Source organism: Pseudomonas sp. MIL9, assembly GCF_016887925.1.
GTDB lineage: Bacteria > Pseudomonadota > Gammaproteobacteria > Pseudomonadales > Pseudomonadaceae > Aquipseudomonas > Aquipseudomonas mohnii.
Window position 1 is genome coordinate 1 of record NZ_JAFEHE010000038.1, and the last position, 15,366, is coordinate 15,366.

A 15,366-nucleotide genomic window follows, 5' to 3' on the forward strand; every position below is an offset into this window, starting at 1 on the left:
TGGCGTACGGTTACCGGGATAGCGAATTCTTTTTCATGAAGATCAAGAGCGTCTTTCCCGGTAATCCGTGAAGAACCTTTTTTTTGGGGGGGGGAATCAGGCCGGTTCGACCTGAAGCGCAACCCGCTCGCGGCATGGGCATTCGTCCATGTAGCGGTGTGCTTCGACAAACTCGGAAAACGGGAAGACCCGAGTCTTGAGTGGCAATACCACGCGGTCAGCGGTCAGCTGGTTGATGTCGCGCAAGGCACGGTGCAATGCCACCTGATCCTGGATGATGCCCAGTTCCGGCTTGCCGGTGAAGTTGCCGATGCAGTGCACAAAGAACTGAATGTTCTTCTGGAACGCTGCGCAGGCCGGGAATGGCGTCTGGTTGCCCCCTTGCAGGCCATACAGGACCAGGCTGCCCCGAGGCGCCAGTACATCGCCAAGCAGCGACATCTGCGGCCCACCCAGGCCATCGAACACCACATCCACACCACGGTTGTCGGTGATTTTGTTGATCCGCATCAGCAGATCTTCTTCCTCGGTGACGATCACTTTCTCGGCACCCAGCGACAGCAGGTATTCACGTTCATCTGCGGTTTTGGTCGCTGCGATCACCCGTACACCCAGGGCTTTGCCCAGTTGCACAAACGATGGACCGGCGCAGTGACTGGCGTCGGTGACCAGCGCAAATTGCCCGGGTTTGACCCGCGCCAGATCGACATAAGCGAAATAGGCGATCAGCAGCGGTGTGTAGTGCACGCTCGCTTCAATCGGGCTGAGTACATCGGGATAGCGGGTCAGTGATGTGCGCGGCAGCACGATCAGCTCGCCGTAGACCGGATAGTCGTTGGGGCTTTCGGCCGGAAAACTGGCGACCTTGTCACCGACTGCCAGGTCATCGACACCTTCACCGACAGCGGTGACGATACCCGCCATTTCCTGGCCAAGGCCGGACGGCAGACGGGCGTGGGACGGCGCCAGGTTCTGGCGCCACAGAGTGTCGTACCAACTGATCCCAATGGCTTCGACGCGCACCTGCACTTCACCCGGTGCAGGCAGAGACGCCGCATGCTCTTCGCATTTGAGCACCTCGGCTGGACCAAACTTGTGAAAACGGATCGTGCGGGACATCGCAAACCTCGCCAATTAAACCTCTAATGCCCTGAACTCTAGCTGGGCTTTTAGCCCAAGACTATCAGTGGCTATTAATAGTCGACATGCCTGTCATTGATTCCGCCGCAGCGCCAACATTCTCAAATGTCGTAGGAAACCGAAGCCGTCCTTGTAGGAAAACTGAATTACTCGGTGCAGAGTACCAGCCTTTCCCCGTAATATTCTCGCTGGCCATTGTTCTCATATGGCTGCACACGTCAAGTTTGCTGACTCTGCCAGGACTCCAGATGAATCGTAATGACCTGCGTCGTGTCGACCTGAACCTGTTAATCGTATTCGAAACATTGATGCACGAGCGCAGTGTGACTCGCGCTGCCGAGAAACTGTTCCTCGGCCAACCGGCCATCAGTGCGGCGCTTTCACGCCTGCGCGGGCTGTTTGATGATCCGCTGTTTGTGCGCACCGGCCGCAGCATGGAGCCGTCCGCCCGGGCCGTGGAGATCTTCGCCCTGCTCTCACCGGCGCTGGATTCGATTTCCACCGCGGTCAGCCGTGCGGCCGAGTTCGATCCGGCCACCAGTACTGCGGTGTTTCGCATCGGGTTGTCGGACGACGTTGAATTTGCCTTGCTGCCCATGTTGCTCAAGCGGCTGCGCGCCGAATCCCCGGGGATCGTCCTGGTGGTGCGGCGGGTCAACTACATCCTGATGCCAGGACTGTTGGCATCCGGTGAAATTTCCATCGGTGTCAGCTACACCACCGATTTGCCGGCGAACGCCAAGCGCAAAGTACTGCGCCGCAGCCAGCCCAAGCTGTTGCGGGCCGACACCGTGCCGGGGCCTTTGAGCCTGGATGATTACTGTGCGCGGCCCCATGCGCTGGTGTCGTTCGCGGGCGATCTCAGCGGCTTCATTGATGAAGAACTGGAAAAGCTTGGGCGCAAACGTCACGTGGTACTTGCCGTACCGCAGTTCAACGGCTTGAGCACCCTCCTCTCCGGCACCGACATTGTGGCGACCGTGCCGGACTATACCGCCGACGCGCTGACCGCCGCAGGCGGTGTGCGGGCCGAAGATCCGCCGCTGCCGGTGCGCAGCTTCGAATTGCACATGGCCTGGCGCGGGTCACAGGACAACGATCCGGGCGAGCGCTGGTTGCGGTCGCGGATTCAGATGTTTTTCGGGGATCCGGACAGTCTCTAGGCGTCGTCGGGCAGGCTGTTGATCTGATCATTTCTGCCATTTGATAGACCAAACACCCAGGTCTTCGACAGCACAGGACCTACGTGCTCGAAGCACACGACAGCATCGATTATGAGCGTCGCCCGCGCCTCCCGATCTTCAACGGCGACCGCTGCCCGCATGACCGCGGTGTAACCGAGCTACGTTCTGATCGATGCGGTCTTGGATCGTGCGCAAGGTGTCTCGAGTAATGACCTGTGGGTATAGGTTCTCGGCGATGCTTGCAAACCGGCTCGCCACATCACAAATGCCGTCAATCATTCTGCCGGCAACGTCCGGGGGCACCTCGGCTTCCTCGGCAAGCCGAAGCATTTGTGTGCGGGAAATCGACAGGGCTTCGCCCATCACATCCATCTGGTGATATCCACTTGGCCCCTCGCAGAAGGTCACGTCGTAAGCCGGCGACAGTCTCCACTGACCGTCTTGCGACATGATGTAGGCAAAGTTCTTGGGATGATCGTCTCTGTTGTTGAACGCCACATTGAAGACGGCACGTTCGAAGGCCACCGCCATCTCTCGCACGTCGTTGGTACACATCTGTGTTGCCCGCAAGAAGTTGACGTAGTCCAACACCCCCGGAGACCGGTAATTTGCCCCCGTAAACGCCGCGAGGCTTTGCATGGGTACGCGCAGCCCATCCCGACGGTCAAATCGCTTACTGGCAAACGCTGCCAACCCATCAGGCAGACTGAAGTACTGCGTCTCGGGGGTCTCGATGCCACACATGCGCAGGCATTCGGCATAGACCATTTCAATAGCGCACACCTCGGCGTGTTCTTCTTTGGCCGGGAACTTAATCAACCATGCATCAAAGCCCGCCGTGACGGCAGTGGTAAACTGGCCAGTATCGGGATCGCGATAGACGAGGGCCTTGGGCCTTGCACCTTGAGGCGAGCCGCCCACCAGCAGCAACGTCTGCAGGAACTCGCCACCGTCTCCATGGAGCACTTCCCGCACTTCGGCGGCAAGCTGCTCCAGCGGGATGTGGACTTCAGATTCCTGCCCTTCGGGTGCCACGGGCTCAAACGTCATGGCCCCCATTGCATTGCTACCGATGTAAGCCAGCCGTTCCAGTGAGCCGATGCGCGCCGTAGTGAGCCCGCGGCGCCTGAACATACGGTCCATCAGCAACATGCCCCACCCATCCGGCAACGAGTCGTAAACAGGCCCTGGCAAGTGCAGTTGGTGATCTGGAAAGTCTCGGCGCAACTGAGTCCCCTCCAACGGCAGCGTGTAGGAGGACAGTTCCAAGCCCCTTTGCCTGGCTTCATTGCTGTACTCGAACACGATCAGCGGCCGACCGGTCAGGGCAGTCGTGGAGACCAGCGTGCCCCATTGCCATCGCTCACCCCAGCCCTCGTAGAAGACGTTCACCTGCTCAAGCATTGCCGGACTTCCTCTTTGTACGGAGACGATTGGCGCTGTTTTCGTAGCGCCGAATATCCTCGATGCTGTCCAGCTTTGGCAGGAACAGGCCTTCAAGCTCCTTGGTTCGGCCAAGAGCCATCGCCACCCGAACGACGTTCTCGAATCCGACATTGCGCCCGGCTTCAAGGTTGGACACTGTATTTGTGCCGATGCCGGCACGCCCGGCCAAGTCGGCTTGTGTCATGTCCTGCGCCAAGCGCTCTGTGCGCAAGCGATCGCAGAGGCGCTTGACGACCTCGCTCGGCTTGCTGAAGCTTAAATCCAACATAGTGTGTACCCAGCCCATTCTGCGCCAGTTAGTCCCCAAAATTATAGAATTAACGTCCAGTCCTATCAAGCAACTTAATCCCCTAAATCTGTGACTTATCGCTTGATTTCCAGCTTTAGCCACAACTTAATGGATTTATCTACCATCAAGCCAAAGGACAGGGAGAACGATTGGGGGCCGTTCAGAATCGTGTTCGGGGTGAAGGCTTGCCTTCCCGCCCGAGCCCAGTAAACGTTGGGGGCAAAATGGGGGGCAAAATTCCGACTTCGAACTGTCGCCGAGGCGGTATTCGCCTGGCAGCTTGTTGACCTGAGGCGCCCACACCAGCTCCACGGGCACCCGCGTACCGGTGGTGCCCGAACCGTTGAGCTTGAAGCCGTTATCGTTGTCCAGGTCCCGCACATAGACGAACCGACCGTCCGGGCTGGAAACCACCGAATGCATGTGGCTGCTGGCCTGGCGCTGGGGCTTGACCCTGGACGCGGGATGGGTTTGCTGCTCCACGACCAGGCTGAGCACACCGTCCTTGCCGACACTCACTACCGCCAGGCTGCCACCGGGCACTGCTTGCACCGCGTAGTTGGCGATGAACAAATAATGTTCATCCCTGGCCAAGCCGGCAAACGTCGGTTCCTCGCCATCAGTATTTTCGCTATTGACAACCTGCTGGCGTGTTTTGGTGATCTGGCCCGTTTCACTCTCGAAGGCGTAGCGGTGAATGCCTTTGCTGCCCGCGCCGGTATAAGTCCCTGACAGCAAGTCGACATCAGGCGCCGCATTGGCCTCCAGCGAAAGGGCACCAGCACCGCCGGCAAACACTTTCAATCATCGATACCCCCTGTCAAGCACGGGCACTCTACGGCGTCTGCCGACTGCTTTGATTGCGCCAAGCGAAAAACACCGTGCGTCTTTGTCCCTGATAACGATCGCTCACTATTGTTACAAAAACGGTAACTAGGCATTCCAGAAAGCGCCATGGTGCCGCTGAAAAGCACATGCTAAGTTTCGCGCCCCGTAACAACTCGAAATACTTTTCTATGGCCTGAGTGCGTCTAGCTCAACCATCAGAGACTCCTTCGCTCAACTTCCCAGGCACTGCCATGCGCTGACTTGCAAGGCAGTTGAAAGGCGCCCATGAATCGAAATGAACTGCGAAAATCCGACATCAACCTGATGGTCATTTTCGAAGCGCTCATGCAGGAACAAAACGTCACCCGCGTCGCCGAAAAAATGTATTTGGGCCAGCCAACCGTCAGCACAGCCCTGGGCCGGCTGCGAACGCTGTTCAATGACCCCCTGTTTGTTCGAGTCGGTCACCGCATGGAACCGACTCGCCGCGCCGAAGAAATCATCCGGCATCTATCGCCCGCCCTTGACGCCATGGCCACGGCGCTCAGCCTCGCACACCAGTTCGATCCGCTGGAAAGCCGCCTGACTTTCAAGATTGGCCTTTCCGACGACGTCGAATTCGCCCTGCTGCCGCCCTTTCTGGCGGCGCTGCGCGATGAAGCCCCCAACGTGGTCGTGATCATCCAGCATGCCGACTATTGGCGCATTCCCGACCTGTTGGCGTCTGGCGACATCACCGTCGGCATTACCGAGACCCGCGAACTGCCCGCCAACGCCAAGCGCAAATTGCTCAGACGCATCGAACCACGCATCCTGCGCGCCAATAACACTGACACGCCTCTGACCCTGGACGAGTTCTGTACCCGCCCCCATGTTCAAGTCTCTTACACGGCCAATATCCACGGTATCGTCGACGAATGCCTGGCTAAAATCGGCCGCGACCGCAAGGTGGTACTGTCGATCCCGCAGTTCAGCTCGCTGCCGGCGGCCCTCAACGGTACCGATCTGCTGGCGAGCTGCCCCGACTACGCGGCGAAGGCGTTGCTGGGGTGGGGCAACTTGCGCGACGACCCCTGCCCGTTCGAGGTGCCGCCGCTGGAGTTGTCCATGGTCTGGCTGAGCCTGACTGACAACGACCCGGCCGAGCGCTGGTTGCGCACCCGGCTGGAGCAGCACATGGGCAACCTGGGCAACCTAGCGGCCGCTGCGGCTTAACCGGCCATTCAAGGCGCGTTGCCCAGCGTGTTGAAGTCACGCAGCTTGGCCGGCTGGTGGGGATCACCAATCAGCAGCCGGCCTCGGCGATAGGCCGGGTTGACGATACTTTTCCACGGTTCGAACGTGTCGAAGCGCAGCCCGGCCAGATCCGCCCAAGTGTGGATGAAGTGCGATGTGGTCCACTCACGGTGCAGCGCATCGTGCAGATCGAGCGGGCTGTCCTCCTTCCAGCTCGGCGAGCGCCATACCAGGAAAGGTACGGTGTACATGGGCCACGTCGGCGCCTCCTCATTACGCCCCAACATATGCGGCGCCACCGGGTCGTACACCGACTCACCATGATCTGACAAATACACCAGGAAGCCATGGGGGTTGGTGCGCTTGAAGCGACCAATCAACGAACTGACCACATGATCGTTGTAGAACACGGCATTGTCATAGTCGTTGTATTTGCGCAGCGTCTTGTCCGTGATATAGCGCGGTACCTCGGCGCTGTCCTGGAAGCGCGCGAAGCTCTTGGGGAACCGGTAGCGGTAGTTCATGTGGGTGCCCAGCAAGTGCACGACAATCAGCTTGCGCGGTGCCTTGTCCTTGAGGACCTGGCTAAACGGTTCCAGCACGTCTTCGTCGTATTGGCTGGTGGAGTTCTGATCCCGGTTGTTATTCAGATAGACCTGCTCGTCCGCCTGCTTGGAGAAGGTGGTGAGCATGGTATTGCGCTGGGTCATGGTCTGCTGATTGGTGATCCAGAACGTTTTGTAACCGGCCTGTTTCATCACGCTGATCAACGAAGGCGTCGTCAGGTACAGGTCCGGATGTTCCTGGTCGGCAAAGGTCAACACCTGCTGCAGCACTTCGATGGTATACGGTCGCGGCGCCACTACCTGATCAAACACGTCGAGCTCGGACCGCAAGGCATCCAGTTGTGGCGTGGTCTGGCGAGTGTAGCCGTACAGACTCATGCGCTGGCGGTCAGTCGACTCGCCGATAACCAACACCATTGTCGCTGGCTGCCCGGCATGGGCATCCACCAGATGCTGCAAGGGCGCAATGGCTTTCCAGCCCTCGAACATATTTGCCATATCGGCCAATTGCTGACGGTACTGCGTGTAGCCAATGACCATCTGCCAAGGCGATGCCGACTGCATATTCTGCTGAAACTTACCGATGCGCATCTCCAGGTCGCCACGCTTGCGGTACTCATGAAGGGCTGAGTAGCCCACCGATGCAAAGGCAATCAGCAGGCACAACACCACCTTGGCACGCCCCGAGAACGCAACGGGGCGAACCCTGAGCCATAACCCCAGCGCGATGACGGTGTAGGCAACCAGCGCGGCCAATTTGGACCAGGAGAAATACTGGGAAATATACTCACTGGACTCACTCATGTTGGACTCGAACATGATGAAGATCGCGCTTTGCGAAAACTCCTGGCCATAGATCAGGAAGTAAGCCAGCGCGGTCAGCGAGCACATCCACAACACCAGCCCTGTCAACCCGACGATTGGCCGTGTCCAGCGCGGAAACAGCAACGGCGGGATCAGCCACAGCAGGCTTGCCGCGCTGGCTTGCCAGAAGCCGTCAAGGCCGGCGACACCGGCATGGTAGATCAACCATTGCAGGGGACCGGAAAAATACCAGAAAAACAGGTACATGACGGCCAGTGAGCTGGCACTGGAACGGCGCAGGAGCGGCGTGCCAGAGGCATTCGCAAGGGGCTGGGCGCCCTGATGGGGCATAGGCTTATTCAACGCGTGTAACCTGCGGTTCAAGTAATGAGGAAAAGCCCGGGGTCTCACTGACCAGTATTTCGATGATCTGACGGCAAATGGCGTGCACCTGGGCCTGCGGCAAGCGCGCATCCACCTCGACCACTCGCGCCCCGGGAAACTTCAAGGCCGCGGTGGCGGCCACCTTGCGTTCGATCAGGGCCAGGTCATGGTCGGGCTTGCGCTCCCAGGCCGTGCGGGCGTCCACATTGAGCCGGATGACCAGCGTGGGCGGTATCTGGGCCATCTCGATGTAGAGGTCGCGCTCACGCCGGGCCAGCAACGCGGTGAACCAGCCCGTGGCGTGGGCTGCCGACAACCCCGGACCATCGTTGAGCCCGGCGATCTGCACCTGGGGGTAGCGATCACAGATCACCAACCGCCCGCTCTCGCGCACCTGCAGCATGTGCAGGAAACGGCGCCAGCGCAGCCTGCCGAACAGGTAGATGACCGCAGCCGTGACAGGCCCGGGAATACGCTCGCCGGGCGTTCGAGCCCGACTGGCTTTGGCGGACAGATGCCGCTCCAGCATCGCGCCTATCCACGGCAGCTGGCGAATCTTCAGCCCCAGCGCCCCGGAGCCCAGCCCCAGATAGGCATATTGGCTATTGGCAATGACCGAGCACAGGTAGTGCGCCGCGGTGGTCTTGCCGGCACCGTCCGGGCCGATGATGGCGACCAAGGGCGCCAGGCGCCGGAAGGCGCTACGGCTAGCCATTACACGGCTCGCTGGCGGGACAGGCATGCACTGATGGCATGCTTGGCCTGGTCGATGACGGTGTCCAGCGGCTGGGTACTGTCCAGATCAATGATCGGACTGCCCTGGTATTCCAGCTGCGGTACCAACGCGATCTTGGTGGCCAACGATGCGTAGCGGTGGTCCGGTTTGCGCTTGTAGGCCGTTTCCAGATCGACATTGAGCCGAATCACCACGTCAGGGCGATAGCTCACCATGTAGCAGTACAGCAAGCGTTCGCAACGTGCCAGGCAGCGCACCAGCGCATTGCGATGCGGTACGCCAACGAGGCCCGGGCCATCGATCTTCATTTTGGCCACGGCAATTTGCGGAAAGCGATCGGCGATCACCGCAACACCCTGGCGTCGCAGCGACATCATCTTCTGATAGCGCCGCCAACGCCGCACGGACAGCAGAAAAATCGCCGCCGCCGCCAGGGTACTCGGCGCCTCGATCGAGGTTCGCGACGCGTTGCCTTGCGACATTGTTTTCGGCGAGTTTTTGGCAATCAGACGCTTGAGTGCGCCTCCCACCAGCGGCAAGCCCACCAGTTTCTCGCCCAAGGCCTTGGACTGAATGCCCAGATGGCAGCTTTCAACCTGTCCGGACTCGCGCATCCACGCCAGGATAGCGTCGGAAACGGTGGTCTTGCCCGCACCATCGCAGCCGACAAAGGCAATCACCGGTGCCAGTTCGTTCTCATGGTTCATCGACATTTCAGCGGCCTCCCGTGCCATGGATCAGAGCGGGACGCGGCAGCGGCGCATGCCCACCTGTCACGACCTTGAATTTACCCTCGACCAGCTCGACAACCTTGTCCGCCACCTCGATCAGGCGCGGCCGGTGCGATACGGCAATAATGGTGATGCTCGGCGTCAACGCCTTGAGCGTGGCGCAGATGTCGGCTTCGGATTCGGCGTCCAGTGCACTGGTGGCCTCGTCCAGAATCAGCAGGCTGGGCCGGTGCGCCAGCGCGCGGGCGATAATGATCCGCTGGCGCTGACCACCGGACAGTTGGCCGCCTCGCTCCCCTACCCGCGTGTACAGACCTTGATCCAGGCCCTGCACGAATTCCCAGGCGCCAGCCTGACGCAACGCATGCTCGGCATCGGCTTCGGTCAGTGACGGTTCACCCAGGGTGACGTTGGCCAGCACACTGTCGTGCAGCAGCAGGGTTTCCTGGGTCACGTAGCCAATCATCCGGCGCCAGCTGCGCCGTTGCAGATCGGCCAGCGACTGGCCATCCACGCTGATGCGGCCGTCCTGAGCCACCAGCAAAGCGCACAGCAGGTCAAGCACCGTGGTTTTGCCGGTGCCCGACGGGCCGATCAGGGTTGTCATGGTCCCCACCTCGAAACTCACGCTGGCCTCGTCGAGGATGCGTCGACCGCCGTAGGTAAACGAAACCTGATCGAACGCAATGTTCCGGACCAACGTTGGCTGGAGGCTACCGCCGGCGGGTTCACGCTGGGCCTCGGCTTCGTCCACCGCCTCGCGCAGGGCCCAGAACGCACTCTCCTGCCCGACCATGCGGTGGTAGCGCTGCTGGGCCTTGTGCATCAGCCCAAGCACGCGCACGACCATGAAGATCAGCACCATCACCGAGGACATCGGCAGCTTCCAGATCACCAGGCCGGCGTACAGACCGCCTGCGGCCAGCAGCGCCAGCAGCGGCTCCTGCAGGGCGCGCAGGGTCTCGCGGCTGGTGACTTCCTTTTCCATGGCGATGTTGAGCTCAGTCGCCTGGCTGCGCAGCAGCGAATCGGCGATGTCCTCGCGGGCCATGGCCTTCAGCGGTTTGACCGAACCCAGGGTGTCGCTCAGGTTGATCAGCAGTTCGCGCATCAGCCCGGTCTGGCTTTTGCCGGCCTTGCGCGAGGTTTTCACCAGGCCCCGCAAGGCCAGTAAAATGGCCAGGCCCAGGGCAATGCACACCAGGGCGGCCTGCCAGGACACCACTAAGGCAATGATGGCGTAGGCAATGGCCTGAATCGTCAGGGCCACCATGTTGGCGGCGTGCTCGTAGGCCGTCGAGGCACGGAACGCCTCGGTGGCCACGGCGTTGGCCAGGGCCCCGCCCGGCTGACGCAGGTAATGCTCCCATCGGCTGCCCAGCGTGGCATTGATCAGGTCGACACGCAGGTCCGTGGCGACGTGTGCCACGGTGTAGCCCACCTGACGGTTGGCCAGCAGAATCAGCAGGCTGGTCAAGGACATGCCGACCACGATGATAATCAGCAGTACGGTGATGGAGGGCTCCAGCCCCACGCTGTGCAGCACGCTGGCAACATGGCCGGCGACCATGCTCGAGTGGCCGCTGTCACCCAGCATGACCGATACCAGGGGCAGCATGGTGGTCAGGCTCACGCCCTCCACCACGCCGGCGACCACCAGGCTGAGCAGCATCAAGAGGGTGCGAAGGGGGTAGGATTTACCGAACGCCAGGATGATTCTCATGCCACCGACTCCAGGATATCGCTGTCGCGCAGGGCGGCGAATGCCCCCACCATGGCGTCGATTTCCTGTTCCGAATGGGCTGCGCTGACACTGCACCGCACCAGCGTGATGCCCGCCGGCGCGGCCGGCGGCAGCACCAGGTTCACGTACATCCCGTGCTCGATCAACGCTCGCCAGAAGCGCACGCCCTGCTCCTTGGTGCCGATCATCACCGGCACCACCGGACTGGCATGCGGGCCCACCTGGTAACCCAATGCTGCCAGGCCGTCATACAGGCGATGGGCGTTTTGCCAGAGCTTTTCGCGCAACTGAGGGGCTTGTGCAATGGTCTGCAACGCCGAACGCACGGAGGCAATGGCCGATGGCGACGGCGAGGCGGTGAAAATATAAGGGCGACTGGCATAGCGCAGCACTTCCATGGCGCGGTCATTGCCCACCGCGAAACCGCCGATGGCCGCCAGGCTCTTGCTGAACGTCCCGAGGATGATGTCGACGTCCTGCTCCACGTCCAGCGCCTGGGCCAGGCCACGGCCAGTCGCGCCCATCACACCGAAGGAGTGCGCCTCGTCCAGCAGCAGGTAGCCGCCCAGGCGGCGCTTGATCTCGACGATTTCCTTTAGCGGAGCCACGTCACCGAGCATGCTGTAGATGCCTTCGACGATGATCAGCGCATCCTTGGCCTGTTCGCCGAGGCGCACCATGCGTCGCTCAAGGTCCGCGGCGTCGTTGTGACGAAAGCGGATGATCTGCGCCCCGCCCAGGGTGCACGCATCGTAGATACTGGCGTGGCAATCGGCATCGAGCAGCACCACGGCCTTGGGGGTCGCCAGGGCGCTGATGATGCCCAGGTTAGCGACGTAACCGGTGGAGAAGACAATGGCGGACGGCCGCTCGAAGAACGCCGCCAACTCCTGCTCCAGTGCCACGTGCCCGCCGTAACTGCCGTTGGCCATGCGCGAACCGGTGGTGCCAGTGCCCTGCTCGACCAGGGCAGCCTGGGCGGCGGCAATGGCCTTGGGGTCAAACGTCAGGCCCAGGTAGTTGTTGGTACCGGCCAGAATGACGCGACGATTGCCGATGCGCCCCTGAGTGGCGCAATGGACCTCATCGATGCAGGTGCCAAAAGGGTTGAGGCCGTCGTCCTGGAACGCTTCGCGCTCCTGTGCCAGGCGGGAGAAACCGTCATACAACCCCATGATGCTCCTCCAGGTAAATCATCAGTGCATCGGTGAGGTCGGCGGGCGTGCTGACATCGATCAGGATATTGATTGGGATGGACAGGTCGAACTGGTCCTCCAGCATCATCAGCAAGTCCATGATCTTGATGGACTCAAGGCCCAGGTCGTCGATCAGGTTGCTGTGCAGGCCTACCGGCCGTTGCTTGTCGGCGGTCAAGCCGCTCAGGCATTCCAGGATGTAGTCGGTGACGACTTCGCGATTCAACATAAAAAGAGTCTGATATCTGTATGAAAGTGGGATCAAAACAACCGTTCACGCAACGCGTGTTCAAGCTCGATGGCCGGGTACCAGCCCAGGTCCTTCGAGATATGGCGGTTGCTGGATGACCAGTCGGGATGGATAAGCTCGTTGACCTTGCTCGGCGTCAGCATGGGCTCGCCGCCGGCCAGGCGATGCCAGGCCAGGTTCAGGCGTGACAGCTGCAAGAGTAAGGCTGTGGGAACACCGATCAGGCGTACCGGCCCTCCGCGTATCAGCGCCCCCATGGCGGCCAGTTGCTTCCAACCGTAACCATCCTTGGCACCGTCATTGATTTCGTAGCGCACGGCATGAATGGCCTCCGCGTCGAGCCAGCGCAGGGTCGCCTGGACCAGGTCTTCCACATGCAGAAAAGACAGCCGTGCATCGGCATGGCCAAGCCGGGGCAGCCAGCCACGCAGCAGTGCCGACAGCACCGGCTGCAATTCGCTGTCGCCTGGCCCATAGACGGCCGTGGGCCGGAAAACGCTGAGGGGCATGTCGGCGGCTGCCTCGAGGGCGGCGACTTCGGCGTCGAACTTGGACTCGGCGTACCACGACAGGTGCGGGTACCTGGCAGCCAGCGAAGAAAACAACAGGAAACGCTCGCAACCGGCAGCCTTGGCTGCCTGCACCAGGCGCTGGGTGCCCTCGACGTTACAGCGCTGAAACACTACGCGGCTGCGACCACGCACCTGGCCAGCGCAATGGATGACAGCACTGGCGCCGCTGACCAGCCTGGCCAGCGATGCTTCATCTTCCAGCGACCCGCGCACCCACGTCACGGCGTCCAGGTTCGCCACCGATCGGCGGGTCAACGCACGCACGGCGATACCGCGCGCCAACAGGGCGTGCAGAATGCGCCGGCCGATAAAGCCGGTGGCCCCTGTGATTGCCACGGTCTGACTCATCAGGCGATGGCCACGGCAGGCAACGCGAGGTCGTCGAGCATGCTCAGGTAGCGACGTTTGGCCTCAGCACGTGCCGGTTTGCCGGATGAGGTACGCGGGATGCTTTGCGGCGGCACCAGTTGAATGTCGACGCTGACGCCGAATTCACTCTGGATGCGCCCCGACAGCGAGCGGACCATGTGCTCGCGCGATGCGGGCGAGGCCACCCGGCACTGGATCTGCATCACCACCACTGGCTCATCACCGCGCGCCGTCACGAAGGCGATCGCATCGCCCGGACGCACGTCAGGCTCGCCCTCGGCCACATGCTCGATATCCTGGGGCCAGATGTTGCGCCCGCGAATGATGATGAGGTCTTTCTTGCGGCCGGTGACATGCAGATCGCCCTCGAACAAGTAACCCAGGTCGCCGGTGTCCAGCCATTGGGAGGCCTGCAGTTGCGAGTCAGGGTCGCGGAAATAGCCACTCATCAGGCTGGGGCCGGCAATGAAGATCTGCCCTACCTCGCGCTCGCCGAGCACCTCACCCTGGGCGTTGCGAATTTCCAGCCGGTGCCCGGGCAGGGCCGCCCCGCAGTTCACGAACGTGCTGACGGCACGTGTGTGTGGCGTGGGCGGTACGGCCTTGCCGTCGTGCTCCAGTACATCGCGATCGATCACATCGGCCCGCAGGCCTTTGGTGGCGTCGGCAAAGCTGACCGCCAGGGTGCTTTCCGCCAGACCGAAGCACGGCATGAACGTCCCTGTCGCGAAACCCGTTGCCGCAAAACGTTCGGCAAATTGCGTCAGGGCCTCGAACGGTACCGGCTCGGCGCCCACGCCAGCGACCCGCCAACTTCTCAGGTCAAGCTCGGCCAGGTCCTTGTCGCTGCAACGCCGCAGGCACAGGTTGTAACCGAACGGTGGCGCCACGGACACGGTGCCACGATTGCGGCTGATCAGCTTCAACCATTGCAAGGGGCGCATGGCGAAGTCCTGGGTGCGCAGGTAGTCGACCGACAATTGAGTGGCGACGGGTGTGAGGACGAACCCCACCAGGCCCATGTCGTGATAGAAAGGCAGCCATGAAACGCAGCGGTCGCCTTTGCGCAGCTTGATGCCATCACGACTGATAACCTGCAAGTTGGCCATGACCGCGCGCTGGGTAATCACCACGCCACGAGGAAAGCGGGTGCTCCCCGAGGTGTACTGAAGGTACGCGACATCGTCCGCGCCAGGCGCCTGCAGTTCGACCTCGGCCTCTGGCAGCGCGTCGATGTCGGCGCCACTGAGCAAAGGCATTGGCGGCAGATCGGCGGCGGCCTCCCGCACCAGGGGGAGCCATTCCTCGCCACCGCACACCGCGGCCGGGCTGCAACTGCTCAGCAACCCACGCAGCTTGTCCACGTAGGATGAATGCTGGCCAACCCCCATGGGAATGGGCAACGGCACGGGGATCAGCCCCGCGTATTGGCAGGCGAAGAACACTTCGACGAACGTCACATTGGTGTCGGCGATCAGCGCCACCCGGTCGCCCCGCACCAGCCCCAGGCCGAGCAGGCGACGTGCGCCCATCAGGGCGCGCCGTTTCAGCATGCGGTACTCGAACGAACTGACCAACTGACTGCGTCGGTCATAAAAGTTCATGCCGGTCTGACCGGTGGCAGCATAGTCCAACGCCTCTACCAGACTTTCAAAGTCCGCGTGACGCATGGGTATGGAATGATTTGAGCTTGTTTCTGACATATACAGCACAGCCATTAGATGTGAACCTTCGGCCTGACCGCATGACGGCAAATCCACCCGCAACGTTTCATTTGGCCGATGCATTTATCAGGCGACAATAAGATAGGAAACAGCGCATCTGCGCCGCAGCCAGCAAGCGATTGTTGCCTGCGCAGTGTTCAAGTTCTGATTGAATCGAAATTCGGCGC

Annotated in this window: 14 protein-coding genes; 2 read left to right on the forward strand and 12 right to left on the reverse strand. The window is 61.2% G+C overall.

Going from position 1 to position 15,366, the window contains the following annotated elements; all coding sequences use genetic code 11:
* Positions 1–96 precede the first annotated feature (96 nt).
* Positions 97–1,119 carry a zinc-dependent alcohol dehydrogenase family protein gene (locus tag JQF37_RS30020; protein ID WP_047528683.1) on the reverse strand — a complete coding sequence of 341 codons (1,023 nt, stop codon included), beginning with the start codon at positions 1,117–1,119 and terminating at the stop codon, positions 97–99.
* 269 nt (positions 1,120–1,388) lie between these two features.
* Here JQF37_RS30020 and JQF37_RS30025 point away from each other — a divergent pair, with 269 nt between their 5' ends.
* The gene (locus tag JQF37_RS30025; RefSeq protein WP_047528682.1) at positions 1,389–2,303 is read left to right on the forward strand and encodes a LysR family transcriptional regulator; all 915 of its coding nucleotides are present in this window, start codon (positions 1,389–1,391) and stop codon (positions 2,301–2,303) included.
* A 138-nt stretch (positions 2,304–2,441) separates the two neighbouring features.
* Here the strand turns inward: JQF37_RS30025 and JQF37_RS30030 are convergent, their stop codons facing one another.
* The 3 genes from JQF37_RS30030 to JQF37_RS30040 form a co-directional block, all read right to left on the reverse strand.
* Positions 2,442–3,728, reverse strand: a complete 1,287-nt coding sequence (locus JQF37_RS30030; protein ID WP_130209314.1) for a type II toxin-antitoxin system HipA family toxin — start codon at positions 3,726–3,728, stop codon at positions 2,442–2,444.
* Positions 3,721–4,038 carry a helix-turn-helix transcriptional regulator gene (locus JQF37_RS30035; RefSeq protein ID WP_130209316.1) on the reverse strand — a complete coding sequence of 106 codons (318 nt, stop codon included), beginning with the start codon at positions 4,036–4,038 and terminating at the stop codon, positions 3,721–3,723. The genes JQF37_RS30030 and JQF37_RS30035 overlap by 8 nt, the downstream gene beginning before the upstream one ends.
* Positions 4,039–4,173: 135 nt before the next feature.
* The gene (locus JQF37_RS30040) at positions 4,174–4,857 is read right to left on the reverse strand and encodes a beta-propeller fold lactonase family protein (protein ID WP_223272710.1); all 684 of its coding nucleotides are present in this window, start codon (positions 4,855–4,857) and stop codon (positions 4,174–4,176) included.
* A gap of 315 nt (positions 4,858–5,172) precedes the next feature.
* Here JQF37_RS30040 and JQF37_RS30045 point away from each other — a divergent pair, with 315 nt between their 5' ends.
* Positions 5,173–6,102: a LysR family transcriptional regulator gene (locus JQF37_RS30045; RefSeq protein WP_130209320.1), complete on the forward strand. Its 930-nt coding sequence runs from the start codon at positions 5,173–5,175 to the stop codon at positions 6,100–6,102.
* A gap of 8 nt (positions 6,103–6,110) precedes the next feature.
* Here the strand turns inward: JQF37_RS30045 and cptA are convergent, their stop codons facing one another.
* From cptA to JQF37_RS30085, 8 genes are read right to left on the reverse strand one after another with little or no spacing between them, the layout of a single operon-like run.
* Positions 6,111–7,856 carry a phosphoethanolamine transferase CptA gene (cptA, locus tag JQF37_RS30050; protein ID WP_223272708.1) on the reverse strand — a complete coding sequence of 582 codons (1,746 nt, stop codon included), beginning with the start codon at positions 7,854–7,856 and terminating at the stop codon, positions 6,111–6,113.
* Complete coding sequence (locus JQF37_RS30055; protein WP_130209322.1) at positions 7,849–8,592, reverse strand: hypothetical protein; 744 nt, start codon at positions 8,590–8,592, stop codon at positions 7,849–7,851. Before JQF37_RS30055 ends, cptA begins: the two co-directional genes overlap by 8 nt.
* Complete coding sequence (locus tag JQF37_RS31600; protein WP_223272709.1) at positions 8,592–9,326, reverse strand: nucleoside triphosphate hydrolase; 735 nt, start codon at positions 9,324–9,326, stop codon at positions 8,592–8,594. Before JQF37_RS31600 ends, JQF37_RS30055 begins: the two co-directional genes overlap by 1 nt.
* Position 9,327: 1 nt before the next feature.
* Positions 9,328–11,067 carry an ABC transporter ATP-binding protein gene (locus JQF37_RS30065; protein WP_130209324.1) on the reverse strand — a complete coding sequence of 580 codons (1,740 nt, stop codon included), beginning with the start codon at positions 11,065–11,067 and terminating at the stop codon, positions 9,328–9,330.
* The gene (locus tag JQF37_RS30070; protein ID WP_130209326.1) at positions 11,064–12,263 is read right to left on the reverse strand and encodes an aminotransferase class I/II-fold pyridoxal phosphate-dependent enzyme; all 1,200 of its coding nucleotides are present in this window, start codon (positions 12,261–12,263) and stop codon (positions 11,064–11,066) included. Before JQF37_RS30070 ends, JQF37_RS30065 begins: the two co-directional genes overlap by 4 nt.
* Positions 12,250–12,513 carry an acyl carrier protein gene (locus JQF37_RS30075; protein ID WP_130209328.1) on the reverse strand — a complete coding sequence of 88 codons (264 nt, stop codon included), beginning with the start codon at positions 12,511–12,513 and terminating at the stop codon, positions 12,250–12,252. The genes JQF37_RS30070 and JQF37_RS30075 overlap by 14 nt, the downstream gene beginning before the upstream one ends.
* 32 nt (positions 12,514–12,545) lie before the next feature.
* A complete protein-coding gene (locus JQF37_RS30080; protein ID WP_130209330.1) occupies positions 12,546–13,454 on the reverse strand; it encodes an NAD-dependent epimerase/dehydratase family protein in 909 nt (302 codons plus the stop codon).
* On the reverse strand, positions 13,454–15,193 hold the full coding sequence (locus JQF37_RS30085) for a fatty acyl-AMP ligase (RefSeq protein WP_130209332.1): 1,740 nt from the start codon (positions 15,191–15,193) through the stop codon (positions 13,454–13,456). Before JQF37_RS30085 ends, JQF37_RS30080 begins: the two co-directional genes overlap by 1 nt.
* Positions 15,194–15,366: the final 173 nt, after the last annotated feature.

What these genes read in the sequence shown, in the direction of transcription:
- JQF37_RS30020 (WP_047528683.1), bottom strand. Translation starts at nt 1,119, where the DNA reads ATGTCCCGCACGATCCGTTTTCACAAGTTTGGTCCAGCCGAGGTGCTC.
- JQF37_RS30025 (WP_047528682.1), top strand. Translation starts at nt 1,389, where the DNA reads ATGAATCGTAATGACCTGCGTCGTGTCGACCTGAACCTGTTAATCGTA.
- JQF37_RS30030 (WP_130209314.1), bottom strand. Translation starts at nt 3,728, where the DNA reads ATGCTTGAGCAGGTGAACGTCTTCTACGAGGGCTGGGGTGAGCGATGG.
- JQF37_RS30035 (WP_130209316.1), bottom strand. Translation starts at nt 4,038, where the DNA reads ATGTTGGATTTAAGCTTCAGCAAGCCGAGCGAGGTCGTCAAGCGCCTC.
- JQF37_RS30045 (WP_130209320.1), top strand. Translation starts at nt 5,173, where the DNA reads ATGAATCGAAATGAACTGCGAAAATCCGACATCAACCTGATGGTCATT.
- JQF37_RS30055 (WP_130209322.1), bottom strand. Translation starts at nt 8,592, where the DNA reads ATGGCTAGCCGTAGCGCCTTCCGGCGCCTGGCGCCCTTGGTCGCCATC.
- JQF37_RS31600 (WP_223272709.1), bottom strand. Translation starts at nt 9,326, where the DNA reads ATGTCGATGAACCATGAGAACGAACTGGCACCGGTGATTGCCTTTGTC.
- JQF37_RS30065 (WP_130209324.1), bottom strand. Translation starts at nt 11,067, where the DNA reads ATGAGAATCATCCTGGCGTTCGGTAAATCCTACCCCCTTCGCACCCTC.
- JQF37_RS30070 (WP_130209326.1), bottom strand. Translation starts at nt 12,263, where the DNA reads ATGGGGTTGTATGACGGTTTCTCCCGCCTGGCACAGGAGCGCGAAGCG.
- JQF37_RS30075 (WP_130209328.1), bottom strand. Translation starts at nt 12,513, where the DNA reads ATGTTGAATCGCGAAGTCGTCACCGACTACATCCTGGAATGCCTGAGC.
- JQF37_RS30080 (WP_130209330.1), bottom strand. Translation starts at nt 13,454, where the DNA reads ATGAGTCAGACCGTGGCAATCACAGGGGCCACCGGCTTTATCGGCCGG.
- JQF37_RS30085 (WP_130209332.1), bottom strand. Translation starts at nt 15,193, where the DNA reads ATGGCTGTGCTGTATATGTCAGAAACAAGCTCAAATCATTCCATACCC.